Raw genomic sequence first — 18,103 nt, 5'->3', positions numbered from 1 at the left:
GCGCGCCTTCGGCGACGGGCTCGTCGGGTGACGCTTCCCCGACGGGAGCGGCGGCGGCCGGGGCGGTGAGCGCGGCATCCCCCGCCGACGCACCCGCCAAGGGGTCTGTGCCCGCCAAGGGATCTGTGCCCGCCAAGGGACCTGGGCCCGCCACGAAGCCGTCCACAGCCGGACAGCCCGCGAAGGGGTCGTCCGACGCGGCGTCGTCTCGCGGCGCTTCCCCCGTTTCGGGGACCCAGCCCATGACTTCGGCCGCGCCATCCGGCTCGGCCTCCACCGGCGCGCCACCCGCGGGCGAGCGACCGGCAGGCGGGCAGCCCGCCGGCGGGCCGTCCAGCGGTACGGCACCGGCCGGAGGGCGGCCAGGCGGCGGGCCGTCCGGCGGTGCGGCGTCGACGGGAGCACCTTCTCGCGGTGCGGGATCGGCAGGGGCCACGGGCACCGAAGCGCCGGCCGCCGGAGGACCGGCGCCCGCGGGCGGGTCGTCCAAGGGTGCGGCGGACACCGGGGCATCGGCTGGCCGGCCGGGCGCTGGCGGGGCGGCTTCGGAGCGGACGCCCGCCGTTGGGGCGGGCGCGGGAACGCAGCCCATGGAGACGCACGGTGCTGGAGCACCGACCAAGGGGACGTCAGGCACCGCAAGGCCCGCCACTGGTGGGTCCGCGACCCCAGGGACGGCCGCCGGAAGGCCCACCACCGGAAGCCCCGCGGCCGGAGGTCCTGCCGCTGGAGGTCCCGCCGGTGGAGGTCCTGGCGGTGGCGGGACGGCTGCTGGAGGGGCCGGGGGTGGGGCTTCGGGAGGGGCGCGGGGGCTGGGGAGCCTTGTGCAGCCGCCGCCTGCGCCGGCCCAAGGGGTCGGGGTGCCGTTGCGGGCACCCGGCGGGCCGCAACCCGGGGCGCGGCCTCAGCCGCAGAAGGCGGCGGGGAAGCCGCGTGGCCTGGGTGCTCGGGTGGGGCAGCTGGTCTCCAGCGCGCCCACATGGCTGCCCGTGCTGCTGGTCCTCGAGGGCCTGGTCATGTACATCCTCGCCCTCAAGGTCCCCCCGGGCCCCCTGCGCGGCGTGGATCCGGCCGAGATCGACGGCCTCGGGCTGATCTCGGCGCTCCCGGCCACCGCGTTCATCGCCATCCTGATCATGATCGTGTCGTTCTTCATCACGGTCACCCAGAGCACCGACCGCAAGTTCCTGCTGCTGTTCCAGATCGCCGCGATCACCTTCGCCCTGCACGGCGCGGGTGCGCTGGTGGCCGAGGAGCCGCGGTTCCCGACCGCGTACATCCATGCCGGTTTCGTGGAGTTCATCGGCAGGACCGGCGAGACGGCGATCAACATCGACGCCCGCATGGGCTGGCCGGGCTTCTTCGCGTTGTTCGCGTTCGTGACCAAGGCCGCCGGCATCACCGACATGACGACGATCCTGCAGTGGACGCCGCTCCTGTCGAACCTGCTCTACCTGCTCCCCTTCGTGCTGATCCTGCGCCAGGTGGTGGCCACCACGCGGGCGCGGTGGTTCGCGGCGCTGCTGTTCGTGCTGGTGCAGTGGATCGGGCAGGACTACTTCTCGCCCCAGGGATTCACCTTCGCCCTCTATCTGGCGTTCGTGGCGATCCTGTTGCGATGGTTCGGGCGGGTGGAGCCGCGTACGAAGCCGGTCCCGCCCAAGGGCCTGCGCAAGCTGCTCGGCAAGCTGGACGCGATGACGCCGGGCGAGCTGGCCAACACCGGGACGTTCCGGGCCGACAAGCTGCTCATGCTGATGATGCTGGTGGCGCTGTTCGTGGCGTCGGTGGCCTCGCACCAGATCACGCCGTTCATGATGCTCGGCGTGGTGACGGCGTTCCTGATCTTCCGGCGGACCACGCTCACATGGGCGCTGCCGTTCTTTCTCGGCCTGATGGTGCTGGCCTGGATCAGCTACATGACGGTGGGCTTCTGGGCCAGCCAGATCGACACGATCTTCGGCGGCCTGGGCAACATCCTGCAGAACCTGCGCAGCAACACCGGCGACCGGATCGAGGGCAGCGACCCCGCGCACGCGATGGTGCTGCAGGCTCGCCTGGGCATCCTCGCGGTGATCCTGGCCTGCGCGGCGGCCGGGCTGTTCCGGCGGTTGCGGCGCGGGGTGTTCGACCGCTCGGCGCTGATCCTGCTGTGCGTGCCGGTGCTGGCGCTGGGGCTGCAGAGCTACGGCGGCGAGATCGGGCTGCGGATCTACATGTTCGCGCTGCCCGGGGCGTGCCTGCTGGCCGCGTACGCGTTCTTCCCCAACCTGCCCGCCGACAGCGCGGACGTGCGCGAGGAGACCGTGCCGCTGCGCAAGCGGAACGTGCGGTTCAACCCCGAGCTCACGAAGAAGGTCTCGCTGGTGCTCGCGGCGTGCTTCGCGGTCATGTTCGCGATGGCGTTCCTGGTGGCCAGGTACGGCAACGAGAAGTTCGAGCGGGTCACCAGCGGCGAGGTGGCCGCCCTGCACTACGTCTACGACCACGACAAGCCCAGCGCCCGGGTGCTCTACCTGGTGCCCAAGGAGGGGCCGGAGGTCACCCCGACGCTGCCGTGGGGCGAGCGGGACGTCGAGCGGGTCAGCTTCGGCACGCAGGCGCTGGTGTTCAAGGACCCCACGCAGATCGCCAAGGCGGTGCAGAAGCTCAAGGAGCAGCCGCGGAACTCGTACCTGATGGTGAGCCGCGGCCAGGTGAGCTACCTGCAGCTCAACGAGGGTTATCCGGCCGACTGGGGCGAGAGGTTCCGTGCGGCGCTGGACAAGTCGCCGGATCTGAAGCGGGTCTTCTCCAACGAGGACGCGGCGCTCTACACCTGGAAGACGTTCGTCAGGGGCACCGAGATCCCGGAGCCGAACCCGTACAAGGGGCGCGGCGACCCCACCTCGCCCTGGACCCCGGTGGGCATCGGGGCGCTGGGGGTGACCTGGGTGGCGCTCTTCGGCTACGAGATCATCCGGCTCAACGGCCCGAACCGGGCGCCCAAGGCCCGCAGACGCCTGTTGTTCCTGGCGGTGCCGGCCTTCGTGGTGGCGCTGGCGGTGATCATCGAGCGGTTCATCTATATCGCGCAAAATAACTGAATTCACAGGAAACACTCAGCTTGTGCGGGATGATGTCCTCCGATGAGGGCACAGCAGACACATCCCGCCAGGCCGGACACACGACTCACGGCAGCGAGAATCGCCTCCGTCGACGCCTTACGGGGTTTCTCGCTGCTGGGCATCCTCGTCGTGAACATCGCCTTCCTGGCCTCCGGCTACCGGATGGCCGGGATGGCGGAGCCCGCCTTCGACTCGTCCCTGGACTGGGGCGTGCGGTGGGTCGTGACGCTGTTCCTGGAGAACAAGTTCTACCTGCTGTTCTCGTTCCTGTTCGGCTACAGCTTCACGCTGCAGGTCGACTCGGCCAGGCGGCAGGGGCGGCCGTTCGTGCCGATGTTCCTGCGCCGGCTGGCGGGGTTGTTCCTGCTCGGGCTGGCGCACGCGGTGCTGCTGTTCCCCGGCGACATCCTGACGACCTACGCGGCCGTGGGGCTGGCCCTGCTGATCTTCCGCGCGATCCGGCCGCGGACGGCGGTGCTGCTGGCCGTCGCGCTGACGCTGCTGCTGGCGCTCGGTTTCGTGCTGCTGGCGGTGCTGGCCTCGGCGGGACTGGACATGTCCGGCCGGTTGGCGGACGAGTCGGCGCAGGTCGCCGCGTCGAACTCGGCCCTGGGCGGCGGGTTCTGGCAGATCGTCTCCGAGCACCTCAGGAAGCTGTCGCTGATCATCGTGGCGCGGGTGTTCTTCCAGGGGCCGGCGGTGCTGGCGGCGTGCCTGGTCGGGCTGGCGGTCGGCAAGCTGGGCGTGCTGCGCGACGTGGCGGCGTACACGGGGACGCTGCGCAGGCTGCAGTGGATCGGGTTCCCGGTCGGGCTGGCGGGCGCGTTCTTCTACACGCTGTCGGCGTGGACCGGCTCGGTGCACAAGTTCTGGGGCGAGGCGGTGGACCTGGTGACGGCTCCGCTGCTGGCGGCAGCGTACGCGGCCACGTTCCTGCGGGTGCTGCCGTACGCGCCGCGGGTGGCGCGGGCACTGGCCGCGCCCGGCCGGATGGCGCTGTCGAACTACCTGGCGCAGTCGCTGATCTGCGCGCTGATCTTCACCGGATACGGGCTGGCGCTGCTGGACCGGGTCAGCCCGCCGCTGGAGGTGCTGATCGCGCTCGGCATCTTCGCCGCCCAGGTCCTCTACAGCCGCCGATGGCTCAAGCGGCACCGGTACGGCCCCGTGGAGTGGTTGCTGCGCTTCCTGACCTACTGGCGCAGGCCGGCGGCCGGTAAATGAGGTGAGACCGGCGGCGGGCATCGGAACAATGGACTGGTATGCGCCACTTGCCCGTGCTCGACCTGCGCCTGACCACGCCCCGCCTGGAGCTGCGGCTGCCCACCCTCGACGACCTCGACGAGCTGGCCGACCGGGCCCTGGAAGGCGTCCACGACCCCGAGCGGATGCCGTTCGGCGTGCCGTGGACCGACGTGCCCGCGGCGCAGCTGCCGGGTGACGTCATCCGCTACCAGCTCGGGGTGATCGCGCGGTGGCGGGCCGAGCAGTGGTGCTGCAACTTCGTGGTCGTCCACGAGGGGCGGGTGATCGGGGCCCAGGACCTGTCGGCGCACCAGTTCGCGGTCACCCGCGAGGTGCACACGGGCTCCTGGCTGGGCCGCGCCCACCAGGGCAAGGGGCTGGGCACGGAGATGCGCGCCGCCGTGCTGCACCTGGCCTTCGCGGGGCTGGGTGCCCTGACGGCGATCTCCAGCGCCTTCCTGGACAACCCCGCCTCGCTGGGCGTCTCGCGCAAGCTCGGCTACCGGCCCAACGGGGTCTCGGTCCACGAGATACGCGGGCGGCGGGCCGAGCAGCAGCAGCTCCGGCTCGACCGCGCCGGCTTCACCGCTCCCGTCCCGGTCGAGATCCACGGCCTGGAGCCGTGCCTGCCGCACTTCGGGCTGGCCTGAGGGCACTCAGGGCTTGAGGAGGCGGGGGGCGGCGAACGTGGTGTTGTCGATGATCGCGTCCATCCGCCCGATCGGGTCCGCCTCGCGCAGATAGACGCGCTCGGCCACCAGGTACCGGTCGCGGTGGACGGACTCGGCGTCCGAACCGGCCCAGTCCTGGTCGCGGGCGGCGCCCCGGCGTACCGACAGCTCGGCGTCCACCTCCAGCCAGATCCGGAAGTCCCAGTAGCCGTCGATCTCGGAGCGGAACGCGAACACCCCGTCCACGATCAGCACCGAGTCCGGGGCCAGCGGCGTCGTGGTCGCCGAGTGGTCGACCTGCGTCAGCGGGTCGATGGAGCACAGCGCGCAGGACGTGGCCTCCGGCGAGCGGCCGGGCGCCAGCAGCAGGCGCTCGACCGACTCGTAGTCGTAGGCGTTGCGGTAGTAGCCCTCGCCCGACTCGCGGTCGTACAGGTGCCGGTCCTTCCAGGGCCGCTTGAAGTCGTCCAGGGTGGCGCGGAGCACGGGCCGGCCCGACGCGGCGATCCGCGCGGCCAGCTCGTGCCCGAAGCTGGTCTTGCCCGCGGCGGTGAACCCGTCGATGCCGACGAGCAGCCGCCCGGCACCGCCGTCCAGGACGCGGCCGGCGAGCTCCGCCACGAGCGCGGTGCGCTCCGCGGAGGCGGCGGGAGGACACGGCTGCCGCCACGTCGAGACCGAACAGTGCACTTGTGCCGAAGAAGGACCCACGCGCACAACCTATCCAGGGGTCGACCCCGTCATACTCCGGGGTTACACCGCAGGTCCACTCTCCGGTGGGACGCCGGTTACGGGGTGCCGTCCATACGTTCGGCACATGCCTTTCCGCCCGTTTCGCGCCCTGCTCACCGCGCTCGTCGCCACCTCGGTGGCCGCGCCGATGTCGAGCTCGGAGGTCCCGGCCCCCGCGCCGGTCCGGCCGCCGGAGGGTCTGACCGAGGCCCGGTACGCCGCCGTCCGCCAGGACATCCGCGCCGCCGGGCGGATGGCCGCCGAGCACGGCCACGCGCGCCGGGCGCAGGCGCTGCGCGCCATGGCGGATCCGGCCCGCCGCTTCCTGTTCTTCGACGGCCGCGACGGCGGCAGGACCGCGGAGGTCTTCGGCGACCTGGCCGGGGCCGAGCGGGTCGCCGTGCTCGTGCCCGGCTCGGACACCGGCCTCGACCGGTACGCCCGGTTCCGCGCCGGCGCGCAGGCCCTCCATCGGGAGCTGGGCGGCCGGGCCGCCGTCGTCGCCTGGCTGGGCTACAGGACACCCGAGACGCTCGGCGCCGCCGTCCTCTCCACGCACCGCGCCGACGAGGCCGTGCCCCCGTTGCGGGCGGTCGTACGGGAGCTGGGCCCCGCCCGGGTCTCCCTGCTGTGCCACTCCTACGGCGCGGTCGTCTGCGGCCGGGCCGCCCCCGGGCTGGGCCCAGTGGCGAACATCGTCCTGTACGGCGGCGCGGGCACCGGCACCACGACCCCGCTCCGCACGTCCGCCCCCGTCTGGGCCGCCCGCGCGAGCGGCGACTGGATCGCCTACGTGCCGCACGTGCACTTCCTGGCCCTGGGACCCGGCCTGGACCCGCTCTCGCCGGAGTCCGGCACCCGGACCTTCCCGGCGGGCGACGGAGGCCACAGCGACTATCTGAGGCCCGGCTCCCTGCCCCTGCGCAACATCGCCGCGATCGTCACCGGCCATGCGTGACCTCCTCGACCGGATCGACGCGGCCACCCCGGCCGGCCGCGACCGGGGGCTGGACGGGCTGCGCGCCCTGGCAGTCCTGGGCGTGGTGCTCGGCCACTGGCTGGTGACGGCCCTGGTGGTCGACAGCGGCACGGTGCGCGCGGCCAGCCCGCTGCGTGAGCTGCCCCGGCTCGCCCCGGTCTCCTGGCTGTTCCAGACGCTGGCGGTGTTCTTCCTGGTGGGCGGGCTGGTCGCGGCGCGCGGCCGGGCCGGCTCGGACGGGGGCTACCGGAGGTGGCTCGGCGGGCGGCTGGCCAGGCTGTTCAGCCCGGTCGCCGCCGTGCTGGCGGTGTGGGTGGTGATCGCGGTGGCGATGCTCGCCGCCGGCGCGGGGCCGGACACCGTGCGCACGCTGGCCGAGCTGGTGTGGTCGCCGCTGTGGTTCCTGCTGGTCTTCGCGGTGCTGACGGCGGCGACCCCGGTGGCCGCCCGGCTGCACCCGGCCTGGCCGCTGGCCGCCGTGGCGGTCGTGGACCTCCTCAGGTACGGCCTGGGCGGCCCCGCCTGGCTCGGCTGGGCGAACGTCCTGGCCGGGTGGCTGGTGCCGTACTGCCTGGGCGCCGCCTGGGGCCGCGACGGCGGCCCGCCGGGGCGCGGGACGGGATGGGCGCTGCTGCTCGGCGGCACGGCCGCCACCGCGGCGCTGGTTCTGTGGGCCGGTTACCCGGCGGCCATGGTCGGCGTGCCCGGCGCGGAGATCTCGAACCTCGACCCGCCCACGCTCGCGGCCGTCACCTTCGGCCTGGCCCAGTGCGGGGCGGCGGTGCTGCTGCTCGGCCCCCTGCGCCGGGCCCTGCGGCGGCCCGCGGCCTGGGCCGCCGTGGCACTGGTCAACCTCTCGGCGATCACGATCTTCCTCTGGCACCAGACGGCGATGATCGCGGTCACCGCCCTCGGCCTGCTCGGCGGCCGGGCGCTCACCGGGCTGCACACCGCTCCGGACTCCGCCGTCTGGGTGCTGGCCCGCCTGGCCTGGCTGCCGGCGTTCTGCGTGGCTCTGGCGGCCTGCTGGGCGGCCTTCCGCGGGTACGAGGTCAGGCGCCGCCGCGCCCGGACCACTTGATCTCGTACGGCGCCAGGGTGACCTGCCGCCCGTCCACGGTGGCCGTGACGTCGCGGTCGGAGGTGTTCACCATCACGACCTGGCGCTCCTGCCCCATCGCCTTGATCTTCGGGTCGGAGGACTCCACCTCCTGCACCTGCACCCCGGCCGGGAACCACTTGGTGAAGCCGCTGAGCAGCCCCGCCATCGGCAGCTCGCCGCCGACCTTGGGCGACCAGAGGCAGCCGGGGCAGTCACCCTCGTCCTTCAGCTGCGGGTTCCAGTAGAGGGCGGTGTTGACCCCGCTCTTGGCGAACTCCATCAGCGCGGTCGCCTGCACGGCCGTCCGCTTCTCCTCGGTCCACTGGGAGTTCTCGGGCTCGACGTACCATTCGGCCCACCACACCGGCAGGTCGTCGCTCTTCTGCCGCAACCAGGTGGTGATGGCGCTGAACTTGGCCTGGGCGGCGAAGTCGTTGGGCACGTTGCCCTTGTCGTTCGTCATGGAGGCGCCGTCGACGACGATGAAGTCCGCGCCCTTCTTGTTGTCGATCCAGTACTGGATGGCGTCCAGCGCGCGCTGGTCGATCGTCCCCCACGGCCCGCTCAGGTCGGACGGCCCGCCGCGCGCGTTGCTCTCGACCGGGATGTACGGCCCACCGACCTGGATGTCCTTGTTGACCTTCTTCAACGCCGTGTAGACCTTGTTGTACATCTCGGTGTAACCCTCGGCGTCCCACCGGTTGGTCGTCGGGTCCCAGAAGCCCTTGAACTCGTTCCACACCATGTAGTGCTTGACCGTCGGGTACTGCTTGGCCACCCGCGTCGCGAGCTTCGCGAAGTCGTCGAAGTGCTCCTTCTCGGGGGCGACCGTGTGGTTCTTGCTCCAGTCCGTACGCCCGGCCTGCCCGCCCTTCATCCAGTCGGGCGCGCAGCAGAGCGTGATCACCGGCACGGCCCGCGTGTCCGCCATGAACGTCAGCCGCCGGTCCAGGTCACGGAAGTTGAACTGCCCGGGGCTGGGCTCCGGGTTGCCGACGCCCCATCCCATGATGTGCTGGTTCTGCAGCATCGGGACCCGGCCGAGCACGCCCTTGGCCTCCTCCACGACCTGCTGCGGCTCGTTGTCCGCGCTGTACTGCGTGTGCGTGATGCCCCAGCGCGGCCAGTTCGACAGCGCGGGCGGCTCCTCCAGCTTGGGCGCGGGCTGGGTGGGCACCGTCGTGGCCACGTCGCTGCCCTTGAACTCGCTGCGGGCCTGGGTGCGGATCGCGGCGTAGACCATGATGCCCGCCACCAGAACGACCGCGAGAATCCCTGCTCCAAGTGCGATCGGCCATGGCGATCGCCTGCGCGCGTGTCGGCCGTCGGTCGGAATCACTGGACGCTCCTCATCCTCGCGAGACGTGTGAAGGGGGGATCACGAACTTACAAGGTTCGCCAACGTGCAAGGGCTGGGCAGAAGCCCAGCCCTTATTACGCTAATCGTCCCGCTTGCAAGCCACTTGCCGTCAATCTGCAGCTGGCGGCCGCTGTCCCCCCGCGGGACCGGGCACCCCGGCGTAGCGGTAAGGCACGGGTTGCCGGCCCGGCTGCACGATGAGGAGCGTGCCGGGAGTCTCGGAGTAGAAGGCGGATTCGACGGCGGCGGCCACGTCCTCGGCCGTCAGCAGGGGGAAGCCCGCGTTGACGAACATCTCCCGTGCCTCGGCCACCAGGGGCGTGTCGGTGAAGCCGGGGCAGACCGCGCCGATGCGGATGTTGTCGGCGGACAAAGGCTCGGCCAGCGCCCTGACCAGACCCACGACGGCATGCTTGGTCATCGTGTAGATGGGGTCGCCGGCGAAGCCGACGAGCCCGGCCAGCGACGCGGTGACCACGATCGCCCCGCCGCCGGAGCGGACGAGCAGCGGGACACTGGCGCGCACGCCGAACACGACGCCGTCCATGTTGACCCCGACCACCTGGCGGTAGCGCGCGAGGTCGAAGTCCGCCAGGTCCACCCGCCCGGTGATGCCGGCGTTGAGGTGGACCAGGTCGAGCCGCCCGTAACGCCGCTCGGCCAGCGCGACGGCCTCCAGCGAGGCCTCCTCCGTGCTGACGTCGGCGGCCAGCCAGGCGCCGTCCACCTCCTTGGCCAGCCGCTCCGCGCCCTCACCGTCGAGGTCGACGAGGACGCACTTGACGCCGCCCGTCGACAGGCGCCGGGCCACGGCGGCCCCGATGCCGCTCGCCGCTCCGGTGATCAGTGCAACTGTGCTCATAGCGCTCCTTACGGGGGGGTCGATCCCGTGGTCGAGGCGGTTCAGGGCTGGTCGAGCATGCGATGCGCGCGGGAGATCAGGGTGGGTACGGCGGAGCCGATGCGGTCGAATCCCTCTCCGACGGTCTTACCCTGCCGGAAGCGGGCGTGGATACCCTCCACGATGACCGCCAGCTTGAAGTTACCGAAGGCCACATAGAACCCGAGGTCTGAGATATCCCGGCCTGACACCTTGGTGTAGTGGCTCGCGAACTCGGCGGCGTTCATGAACCCGGGCGCCACCGTCACGTCACCGGCCACCGGGATCGCCGCCCGCTCGTCGTCCCCGCGATCGTGCCAGTAGGTGAGCGTGAGCCCCAGGTCGGCCAGCGGGTCCCCGAGCGTGGACATCTCCCAGTCCACCACGGCCGCGATCTCCAGGTTCCCGAGCCGCAGCAGCGTGTTGTCCAGCCGGTAGTCGCCGTGCACCAGCGTGCCGGCGGCCTCGGCGGGCAGCCGCTCGCGCAGGCGCTCCACGAGCCGGTAGTAGTCGGGCAGGTCGGCCGTCTTCGACCGCTCCCACTGCTGGCACCACCGGTCGAGCTGCCTGGCCATGTAGCCCTCCGGCCGCCCGAAGTCGGCCAGCCCCACCTCGCGGTAGTCGACCGCGTGAATCGCGGCCAGCACCTCCGCCAGCCGCTCCGACAGCCGCCGGGTCTGCTCGGGCGTCGGGTCGCCGAGCTGCTCCCTCGTCCGCACGGCCGCGCCGTCCACGTACCCCATGAGATAGAACGGCGCCCCGATCACGTCCTCGTCGGCGCAGAACGCGACGGGCTCGGGCACCGGCACGGGCGTCGGCGCGAGCGCCGAGATGACCCGCCACTCGCGCCGCATGTCGTGGGCGGTGGGGAGCACGTGACCGAGCGGCGGCCGGCGCAGCACCAGCCGGGGGCCGGCCGTCTCGACCAGGTAGGTCAGGTTCGACCTGCCGCCCGAGATCAGCGAGACGGACAGGGGCTCGCCGGCGTCGGGGACGTTCCGGCCCATCCACGCGACCAGGCTGGGGTGGTCGATGCCAGGTACGGTCATGGACACACATTAGAACGTCACTCGGTCCTGAACACCAGCTGGGAGTTCTGTAACGTTCCCAGAGCTGCGGCTATGGCATCCGGCGAGATCCTTTACCCTGTCAGTACACCCCTGGCCACGTTGCTGGACAGAGAGTGCTTGCTGACAGTAGGAGCCCATGCGCGTCACCCTTGCCCTACCTCGTGAACTGGGCCGATCCGAAGTGAGCCGATGGCGCGCCCTGCAGGAAGCCGACGCCGCCTTCGACAATCCCTTCCTGTCACCAGAATTCACCCTCACGGTGGGCGAACTCCGAGATGTCGTACGCGTCGCCGTCCTCCACGACGGTCCGGAAATCGTGGGCTTCTTCCCCTTCGAGCGGCATCCGATGGGCATCGGCAAGCCGGTCGCCGCCGGGCTGACGGACGCGCAGGGGCTGGTGTACGTCAAGGACCTCGAGATCGACCCGAAGCGGCTGATCAAGGCGTGCGGGCTGTCGGTCTACGAGTTCGACCACCTCGTGTCCGGGCAGCCGCTGCTGAGCTGCCGTGACGAGAAGCACCCGTCGCCGATCATCGACCTGCGTGACGGCTGGGAGCGCTACACGGAGACGCTCAGGCGACACTCCGGCAAGACCTACAAGTCCACCCTGGCCAAGTCGCGCAAGCTGCAGCGCGAGGCGGGGCCGATGCGCCACGACTACGCGACCACCGACCTGGCGCCGCTGCGCACGCTGCTGGGCTGGAAGACCGACCAATACCGCCGCACCGGCCGCACCGACAGGTTCGCGCACCAGTGGATCGTGGAGCTGGTGGAGCGGCTGCTGGCCACCCAGTCCGAGAGCTTCGCCGGGGTGCTGGACATGGTCTACGTGGGCGACCGGCCGGTGGCCGGGCACTTCGGGCTGCGCACGCGCACGACGCTGGCCGGCTGGTTCCCCGCCTACGACACCCACTTCGCGAAATACTCCCCCGGCCTCATCCACCATCTGGCGATGGCCGAGCGGGCCGCCGAGTCCGGCATCGCGATCATCGACATGGGCCGGGGCCAGAAGGAGTACAAGGACAAGCTCAAGAACGGCGAGCTGGAGGTGGCCGAGGGCCGGGTGGCCCGGGTCGGCGCGGCGGCGGGCGTCCACTGGATGATGCGGGTGCCGGTCCGCAAAACTCGGGCAACCGTGATGGCCAATCCGTTGTTGCTCAAAACTGCTGACAAGGCATTGAAAACATACGGAAGACTGCGTACTGTCCTACAAGGGTGAAACGCATCGCAGAGCGCACGGGCCGTCACTGCCTGTCGCTACCGTCCAACCGGCTCGGCCTCTACCTGGCACTACGCCACTGGTGCCCGCCGGGTCAGCGGCTGCTGATGTCCCCGATCTCGGCCGACGAGATCCTCTTCCTCGTGCTGGCGGCCGGGCTGCGCCCGGTGATCGCCCCGCTGTCCCCCCGTGACGGCAACATCGACGTCTCGCGGGTCGACCTCGCCGCGGTGGACGCGGTCCTGACGACCAACCTGTACGGCCTGCCCGACGACGCCCCCGCCTTGGCCGGGAAGACGCTGATCGAGGACGTGGCGCACGCGATGGAGACCGACCTCGGCGGACGGCCGCTGGGGACCTTCGGCCGGGCCGGGGTCTTCAGCCTGTCCAAGCACCCGGGCGCCGGCTCGGGCGGCGTGCTGGCCGTCGAGGACGAATCCGACCTGAAGGCCCTGACCCGGGCCCGCGACGAGCTGCTGACCCGGGGCTCGCTGCGGGCCGACCTGATGAGCGTCGCGACCTCCATGGCCCGCCAGGCGGCGCTGAAGCTCGACCTCGTACGCCCCGCGCTCAGGCTCACGCGCCGCCTCGGCCTGCAGGAGAAGCGCGAGGGCTTCCGGATCGCCCTCGACCCGGAGAGGCTGGAGCTCGCGCTCAAGCAGGTTCCCGCGCTGCCGCCCTTCGACCCCTGGGTGCGCGCCGACCTCCACCGCTACCGCGCCCGCCGGGGCCGCCTGGTGCGCTGGTACCAGCGCCGGCGCCTGACCACCGTCCCCGGCGACCGGGCGCGCCGGCTGGCGGGCGTGCAGCGCCTGGCCGAGCTGCCCACGGTCGCGCCGGCCGTGCTCGACGACCTCTCCCGGCCGCTGTTCCGGGTGCCGCTGCTGGTGCGCGACCGGGACGCGGCCATCGCCGAACTGGAGCGGAACGGGGTCTCGACGGGCTACCTGTACGACCCGCCGTACGACGACTACGCCCCCGCCTTCGCCGAGCCCTCCCCCGACCCGCGCCCGGCGCGCTGGTGGGCCCGCCATGTGCTCCCGGTGGACCCGATGTTCACCGCCCGCTCGCTGCCCGTGCTGCGCCGCCTGCAGCCGCCCCGGACCGGGCCGTACGGATGAGCCCGGCCAGAGTCCGGCAGCCGCGCCGGATGTCGGGCAGGGAGGCGGAGCCGTACCCGATCACCACGCCGTGCAGGCTCAGGTCGCCGTGATGGTGGCGGCCGGTGGAGTCGAGCAGGACGCCGCGCTCCCTGGCCCGCTCGACCAGGCCGGGCACCACGGCGGCGGGCAGCTCGGCCAGGACGTGCAGCCCGGCCGTGTCACCGCGCAGGCGGCAGACCGGGCCGAGGATCTCGACGACGGCGGCGCGGCGGCGGGCATATTCCAGGCGCATCCGGCGCAGGTGCCGGTCGATGTCGCCGCGCTCCAGCAGGGTGGCCACGGCCTGCTGCACGGGGCCGCTGGTGCGGTCGCCCACCGCGCGGCGCAGGCCGGCGATCCGGCCCAGCAGCCCGGGCTCGCCGACCAGCCAGCCCACGCCCACGTCCGGCGCGAGGATCTTGGACAGCGTGCCGAGCAGCACCACCCGGGAGGGGTCGAGGCCGTAGAGCGCGGGCAGCGGGGCGACGTCGTAGCGGAACTCGGCGTCGTAGTCGTCCTCCACGATCGTCGCGCCCGTGGCCCCGGCCCAGGCCAGCAACCGCTCCCTGCGCGGGATCGGCAGCCGGCCGCCCAGCGGGTACTGGTGGGCGGGCGTGGTGTAGAGCACGCGCAGGTCGCCGGGGAGGCCGTCGACGATCACGCCGTCCGCGTCCACCGGGCACGGCACCACCTCGGCGCCCCTGGCCGCGAACACCGTGCGTGCCACGTGGTAGCCGGGATCCTCCACCCCGGCCCTGGCACCGGGGCCGAGCAGGGCCAGCGCGCACAGGTCGAGGCCGTTGCCGGTGCCCCGGGTGACCAGGATGTTCTCCGGGCCGACGGCCATGCCCCGGGCGCGCCTGAGGTGGTCGGCGAGCAGCTCGCGCAGGTGCGGCAGGCCGTACGGGTCGGGTGAGTCGCCGGGCGGCAGGTCGGCGGCCCGGCGCCAGGCCCGCTTCCACGCCGCGCGGTCGTAGTCGCGCACCCAGGGCTGGCCGGGCCGCAGGTCGATCCAGTCGGCCGGGGGCGGCGGCGGGGCGGGGACGTACGCGCTCTCCCTGGGCGGCCTGGGCGTCGCCTCCATCTCGGCCACGAACGTGCCCGAGCCGTGCCGCCCGTCCAGCCAGCCCTCCGCGTAGAGCTGCTGGTACGCCTCCGTCACCACGGTCCTGCTCACCGCGAGCTGGGCGGCCAGGGCCCGGGTGGAGGGCAGCCGCTCGCCGGGGGCCAGCGTGCCGTCCAGCATGGCGTGGCGCAGCCAGCCGGCGAGCTGCGTGGTGAGCGGTTCGGCCGTATCCCGCGACAGGGACACCGGCAGGTCAACATGGGTGCGCACGAAAGTGGTCTCTATGAAGGGCCTGGTAGTGGCCCTACAGGATAGGTCCACTTCGTCGTTACGGTCGAATCATGCTCTCCACCACACCGCGTACCACCCTGGGCCGCGAGAAGCAGCGCGGCAGCACCGACAGGAACGACCTCTACGAGGTGCTCGACACCGGCCTCATCTGCCACCTGGGTGTGGTCGTGAACGGCCACCCCATGGTCGTGCCCACCGGCTACGGGCGCGTCGGCGAGACCCTCTACCTGCACGGCTCCACCGGCGCGACGTCGCTGCGCGCCGGCGACGGCACGGACGTCTGCGTGACGGTCACGCACCTGGACGGCATCGTGCTGGCCCGCTCGATCTTCCACCACTCCGTCAACTACCGCTCGGCGATCATCTACGGCCCGGCCCGGCTGGTGACGGACCCCGACGAGCGCATGGAGGGGCTGCGGGCCCTGGCCGAGCAGCTCGCGCCGGGCCAGTGGGACTACGTGCGCAAGCCGTCGCGCAAGGAGCTGGCCGCCACGGCCGTGCTGGCGCTGTCACTGGAGGAGGCATCGGTCAAGATGCGGCACGGCGGGCCGAAGGACGAGGAGGAGGACTACGACCTGCCGGTGTGGGCCGGCGTGCTGCCCCTGGTCACGTCGTGGGGCGCGCCCGAGCCCGATTCGGTGCTCCCAGAAGGTATCGACGCGCCTGTTCACATCCTCCATCGGGAGTAGTTCCATGAATCCGGAACCACCTGGAAAACCCGACTCCTTGATCGCACGTCTCATCAGGTGGGCCGGCTCCTGATGGGAGAGGCATATGGAGTGGAGCGCTCCCGGTTATACAGAGATCAAGCAGCTCGGGACGGGCGCCAGCGGGCGCGTGACGATGGCTGTGCACGACGGGACCGGCGTCAAGGTCGCGATCAAGTACTTGTCCGAGGAACTGCGGCACGATCCCTCCGCCCTGGCCAGGTTCCAGTCGGAGGCACGACTGCTGACCACGTTGCGCGATCCGAACATCGCCACGATGTGGGAGTACATCCAGGAGGCCGGTGGCGCGGCCATCGTGATGGAGCTGGTCAACGGCGTCTCGCTGCGCGCGCTGCTGCGCGAGAACGGCACGACCGAGCCCGAGGCCGCCCTGGTCGTGCTCAAGGGCTCGCTGCTGGGCCTGGCGAAGGCGCACCAGCTCGGGCTGGTGCACCGGGACTACAAGCCCGAGAACGTGCTCGTACGCGACGACGGGATCAGCAAGCTCGTCGACTTCGGCATCGCGGTACGGCAGGGCACGACCGCGCACCCCGAGGGCACGCCTCCCTACATGGCGCCCGAGCTGTGGGAGGGGCTGCCGGCCTCGCCCGCGACCGACGTGTACGCGGCCACGGCCGTCTTCTTCGAGTGCCTGACCGGGCACCGGCCGTACCGGTCCACCGAGCCGAGCGTCCTGGGTTACCAGCACGTGCACGCCCCGGTGCCCTTCCACGACGCGCCCGAGCCGGTGCGCGAGCTGGTGCGGCGCGGGCTGGCCAAGGACCCTGCGCGGCGGCCGGAGAGCGCGCCGGCGTTCGTGGCGGAGCTGGAGGCCGTGGCGCGCGCGGCGTACGGGGAGGACTGGGAGGAGCGGGGCAGGCGGCGGCTGGCCGCGCTCGTGGCCCTGCTCGCCCTGCTGCTGCCCACGCCGCAGCCGGCCCCGCCCGAGGTGAGCACGTCACTGGCCAGGACGGTGTTCCGCGGGCTGCGCTCGAACGCGCGGCGGGTGGCGATGGGCGGCGCGCTGACCGCGGCGGCGGCCGTGGCGGTGGTGGTCGTGCTGGTCAACCGGCAGCCGCCGCCGGAGCAGGCGTTCGGGGCGGCGGCGGCCGTACCGCCGAGCGAGATCACGACGGCGCCGGTCTCCGGCCCGCCGACCACACCCGAGTCACCGCCCGAATCCACGCCCGAATCCACGCCCGGATCCACACCGGAGAGCACGCCGGAGACCGAGCCCGGGACCACGCCGCAGGTAGTGCCGCAGAGCTCTCCCGAGGCCACCGAACCCGAGGCCGAGCCCGAGACCACCGAGCCCGGCGAGCGCCCCGCGACCTCGAAACCCCCGGCCACCACCAAGAGCCCCACCCCGACCAGGACCCCCACCGCCAAGACGCCGACGCCGACCCCCACTCCCACACCCACACCCACACCCACACCCACGCCGACCCTGACGCGGACGATCACGGACGAGCCGCCGCCACCGGTCACCTCGGTCCTCGCGGTGAGCGTGGGCGACATCACGATCGGCGCGGACGCGGTCGCCCGCAGCACGGTCACCCTGCGCACGAGCGGCACCGACGCCGTCACCGCCACCGCGACCTGGGCGGCCCCGGGCGCCGACGGCCGCACCCAGCGCGTACGGCTGAGCGGCGCCAGGACCTACACCCGCACGCTGACCTGGTCCATGGGCGAGCGCCCGTGCGGCAGGACGGTCACGCTGACCGTCACCACCTCCCCCGCGGCCTCCGGCGGCGCCAGGACGGCGTCCCTGTCCGTGCCACCCTGTCCGACCAGGGTGACCGGCCTGAACGTCAGTCTCGACCTGCCCGCCGCGCCCGGCCGCACCGCCACCGCCCGGGTCAGGGTCACCGCGAGCGGCACCGGGGACATCCCCGTCCGGGCCCGGTTCACGGTCGACGGCGAGGCGGTCGGCACGCGTACCGCGAACCTGTCCGGCCGGACCTCCTACAGCGAGTCGTTCGCCCACACCTTCAGGGCCCGCCCCTGCGGGTCGACGCTGTCGGTGCAGGTGAGCGCGGGCGGCAGGACCGACACCGCGCGGACCTCGGTGCCCTGCCCGCCGCAGGTGCGGCAGGTCTCGATCGTCGAGGCGAGCGCGGGGGCCGGGATCGTCGCGCAGGTCAGGGTGAGCACGGCGAACACCCAGCCGGTACGGCTCACCGTGCGGTTCGCGGCCGGCGAGGGCGGGGACACGCAGACGGTCACCCTGTCCGGCGAGACCTCCTACAGCCAGAACTTCGCCTACCGCGAGAAGCTGCCCTGCGGCACGAAGTGGTCCGTGACGGCCTCCACCGACCCGGCGGCGGCCAACGGGAGCGACAGCCGCAGCGGCAGCACACCCGCGTGCCAGGAGGAGGAACCGCCGCCGAAGGAGACGCCGAGCCCTGACTCGCCCGGCACTGTTGAGTGACATTTATCCGCATGTCGGGATATCAGTAGCGGGAAAGCGGTTCCCTCTGGTTAAGCTACGGACCGTTTGATGAGGGTGGGGGCCCACTGAACTCCAGAGGA

At 72.2% G+C, this 18,103-nt stretch carries 14 protein-coding genes; 9 read left to right on the top strand and 5 right to left on the bottom strand.

Translation table 11 applies throughout. The features are described from left to right. The first annotated feature begins 950 nt into the window (after nt 1–950). The 3 genes from ACTWPW_RS03985 to ACTWPW_RS03975 are packed head-to-tail and all read left to right on the top strand — an operon-like array spanning nt 951 to nt 5,002. The gene (locus tag ACTWPW_RS03985) at nt 951–3,086 is read left to right on the top strand and encodes a hypothetical protein (RefSeq protein WP_443167973.1); all 2,136 of its coding nucleotides are present in this window, start codon (nt 951–953) and stop codon (nt 3,084–3,086) included. Between the two features lie 42 nt (nt 3,087–3,128). Continuing rightward, nucleotides 3,129–4,331, top strand: a complete 1,203-nt coding sequence (locus tag ACTWPW_RS03980) for a DUF418 domain-containing protein (RefSeq protein WP_443167972.1) — start codon at nt 3,129–3,131, stop codon at nt 4,329–4,331. Nucleotides 4,332–4,369: 38 nt separating this feature from the next. Continuing rightward, nucleotides 4,370–5,002 carry a GNAT family N-acetyltransferase gene (locus tag ACTWPW_RS03975; protein WP_375111187.1) on the top strand — a complete coding sequence of 211 codons (633 nt, stop codon included), beginning with the start codon at nt 4,370–4,372 and terminating at the stop codon, nt 5,000–5,002. A 6-nt stretch (nt 5,003–5,008) separates the two neighbouring features. Here ACTWPW_RS03975 and ACTWPW_RS03970 read toward each other — a convergent pair whose 3' ends face one another. Further along, a complete protein-coding gene (locus tag ACTWPW_RS03970) occupies nt 5,009–5,644 on the bottom strand; it encodes a uridine kinase (protein ID WP_443167971.1) in 636 nt (211 codons plus the stop codon). Between the two features lie 196 nt (nt 5,645–5,840). Between ACTWPW_RS03970 and ACTWPW_RS03965 the strand changes: the two genes are divergently transcribed. Next, the gene (locus ACTWPW_RS03965; RefSeq protein ID WP_443167970.1) at nt 5,841–6,713 is read left to right on the top strand and encodes an alpha/beta hydrolase; all 873 of its coding nucleotides are present in this window, start codon (nt 5,841–5,843) and stop codon (nt 6,711–6,713) included. After that, nucleotides 6,706–7,815 carry an acyltransferase family protein gene (locus tag ACTWPW_RS03960; protein WP_443167969.1) on the top strand — a complete coding sequence of 370 codons (1,110 nt, stop codon included), beginning with the start codon at nt 6,706–6,708 and terminating at the stop codon, nt 7,813–7,815. The genes ACTWPW_RS03965 and ACTWPW_RS03960 overlap by 8 nt, the downstream gene beginning before the upstream one ends. Here ACTWPW_RS03960 and ACTWPW_RS03955 read toward each other — a convergent pair. The 3 genes from ACTWPW_RS03955 to ACTWPW_RS03945 all read right to left on the bottom strand — a co-directional run bounded on the left by ACTWPW_RS03955 (nt 7,787) and on the right by ACTWPW_RS03945 (nt 11,125). Then, on the bottom strand, nt 7,787–9,091 hold the full coding sequence (locus ACTWPW_RS03955) for a GH39 family glycosyl hydrolase (protein WP_375111191.1): 1,305 nt from the start codon (nt 9,089–9,091) through the stop codon (nt 7,787–7,789). The genes ACTWPW_RS03960 and ACTWPW_RS03955 overlap by 29 nt on opposite strands. A gap of 214 nt (nt 9,092–9,305) precedes the next feature. Further along, nucleotides 9,306–10,058: an SDR family oxidoreductase gene (locus ACTWPW_RS03950; RefSeq protein WP_375111192.1), complete on the bottom strand. Its 753-nt coding sequence runs from the start codon at nt 10,056–10,058 to the stop codon at nt 9,306–9,308. Between the two features lie 41 nt (nt 10,059–10,099). Continuing rightward, nucleotides 10,100–11,125, bottom strand: a complete 1,026-nt coding sequence (locus ACTWPW_RS03945; protein WP_364115541.1) for a phosphotransferase family protein — start codon at nt 11,123–11,125, stop codon at nt 10,100–10,102. 202 nt (nt 11,126–11,327) lie between these two features. Here ACTWPW_RS03945 and ACTWPW_RS03940 point away from each other — a divergent pair, with 202 nt between their 5' ends. Together ACTWPW_RS03940 and ACTWPW_RS03935 are read left to right on the top strand one after the other, a co-directional pair. Beyond that, complete coding sequence (locus ACTWPW_RS03940; RefSeq protein ID WP_375111193.1) at nt 11,328–12,365, top strand: GNAT family N-acetyltransferase; 1,038 nt, start codon at nt 11,328–11,330, stop codon at nt 12,363–12,365. Next, nucleotides 12,362–13,486 (top strand): DegT/DnrJ/EryC1/StrS family aminotransferase, encoded by a 1,125-nt coding sequence (locus ACTWPW_RS03935; protein WP_443167968.1) that lies wholly within the window; start codon nt 12,362–12,364, stop codon nt 13,484–13,486. The genes ACTWPW_RS03940 and ACTWPW_RS03935 overlap by 4 nt, the downstream gene beginning before the upstream one ends. On the opposite strand, the gene pdxR is transcribed toward ACTWPW_RS03935, so the two are convergent. Continuing rightward, on the bottom strand, nt 13,422–14,843 hold the full coding sequence (pdxR, locus tag ACTWPW_RS03930; protein ID WP_443167967.1) for a MocR-like pyridoxine biosynthesis transcription factor PdxR: 1,422 nt from the start codon (nt 14,841–14,843) through the stop codon (nt 13,422–13,424). The genes ACTWPW_RS03935 and pdxR overlap by 65 nt on opposite strands. Before the next feature lie 71 nt (nt 14,844–14,914). On the opposite strand from pdxR, the gene ACTWPW_RS03925 reads away from it, so the two are divergent. Both ACTWPW_RS03925 and ACTWPW_RS03920 read left to right on the top strand, forming a co-directional pair. Further along, complete coding sequence (locus tag ACTWPW_RS03925; RefSeq protein WP_375111196.1) at nt 14,915–15,553, top strand: pyridoxamine 5'-phosphate oxidase family protein; 639 nt, start codon at nt 14,915–14,917, stop codon at nt 15,551–15,553. 85 nt (nt 15,554–15,638) lie between these two features. Then, nucleotides 15,639–18,002: a serine/threonine-protein kinase gene (locus ACTWPW_RS03920; protein ID WP_443167966.1), complete on the top strand. Its 2,364-nt coding sequence runs from the start codon at nt 15,639–15,641 to the stop codon at nt 18,000–18,002. The last annotated feature ends 101 nt before the right edge of the window (nt 18,003–18,103 follow it).

Origin of the sequence: Nonomuraea sp. KM90 (genome assembly GCF_052246675.1) — a bacterium.
GTDB lineage: Bacteria > Actinomycetota > Actinomycetes > Streptosporangiales > Streptosporangiaceae > Nonomuraea.
Note: the sequence above shows the minus strand (reverse complement) of the source record. Positions and strands in the feature narration are given on the sequence as shown.

Bases quoted from the DNA above. Each gene is read 5' to 3' on its own strand.
- ACTWPW_RS03980 (WP_443167972.1), top strand. From the start codon at position 3,129: ATGAGGGCACAGCAGACACATCCCGCCAGGCCGGACACACGACTCACG.
- ACTWPW_RS03975 (WP_375111187.1), top strand. From the start codon at position 4,370: ATGCGCCACTTGCCCGTGCTCGACCTGCGCCTGACCACGCCCCGCCTG.
- ACTWPW_RS03965 (WP_443167970.1), top strand. From the start codon at position 5,841: ATGCCTTTCCGCCCGTTTCGCGCCCTGCTCACCGCGCTCGTCGCCACC.
- ACTWPW_RS03960 (WP_443167969.1), top strand. From the start codon at position 6,706: ATGCGTGACCTCCTCGACCGGATCGACGCGGCCACCCCGGCCGGCCGC.
- ACTWPW_RS03950 (WP_375111192.1), bottom strand. From the start codon at position 10,058: ATGAGCACAGTTGCACTGATCACCGGAGCGGCGAGCGGCATCGGGGCC.
- ACTWPW_RS03945 (WP_364115541.1), bottom strand. From the start codon at position 11,125: ATGACCGTACCTGGCATCGACCACCCCAGCCTGGTCGCGTGGATGGGC.
- ACTWPW_RS03925 (WP_375111196.1), top strand. From the start codon at position 14,915: ATGCTCTCCACCACACCGCGTACCACCCTGGGCCGCGAGAAGCAGCGC.
- ACTWPW_RS03920 (WP_443167966.1), top strand. From the start codon at position 15,639: ATGGAGTGGAGCGCTCCCGGTTATACAGAGATCAAGCAGCTCGGGACG.